This is a genomic window from Streptomyces durbertensis (genome assembly GCF_014156695.1).
GTDB classification, from domain to species: domain Bacteria; phylum Actinomycetota; class Actinomycetes; order Streptomycetales; family Streptomycetaceae; genus Streptomyces; species Streptomyces durbertensis.
The window spans coordinates 1-409 of the sequence record NZ_WMLF01000959.1 but is presented as its reverse complement, the minus strand read 5'-3'; the positions used below and the strand labels follow the sequence as shown (position 1 = coordinate 409).

Genomic DNA, 409 nt, shown 5'->3' with positions numbered 1-409 from the left:
CTCCCCTCCCGCGTCCACCACACCCCGATCGGCCCCTCGGCACTGTCAGTGCGAGTCGGTACCGTCTCTGTCATGGCACTCAGACCCTCCGCCATATGGCACCACCAGGTCGCCGAGCAGGCGCGCGACGTCGCCCTCGGCCGCCTCACCCACGCCAACGCCTCACTCGCCCACCGCTACCCCGACGAGCTCATCACCCGCACCGACGCCGCGCTCGCCGCCTTCGAGGCGGAGATAGCCGGCCTGCCCAGACCGGCACCACCGGTCGCCGTCCTCACCGCCGTGAGGCACGTGCTCGGCGCGCTCGACTTCCTCGACGCCCGCCTCGCCGACACCACCTGCGAGACCGTCGAACGCGCCCAGCTCCGCACCTACGTCCGCCAGGTCGTCGCCGAACACGACGCCACGC

General features: G+C 72.4%; 1 protein-coding gene. It reads left to right on the top strand.

All coding sequences use genetic code 11. The annotated features are described in order from the left end of the window. Positions 1-72: 72 nt before the first annotated feature. The coding region (locus GL263_RS27875) for a hypothetical protein (RefSeq protein ID WP_182858478.1) at positions 73-409 on the top strand (337 nt) is incomplete at its 3' end.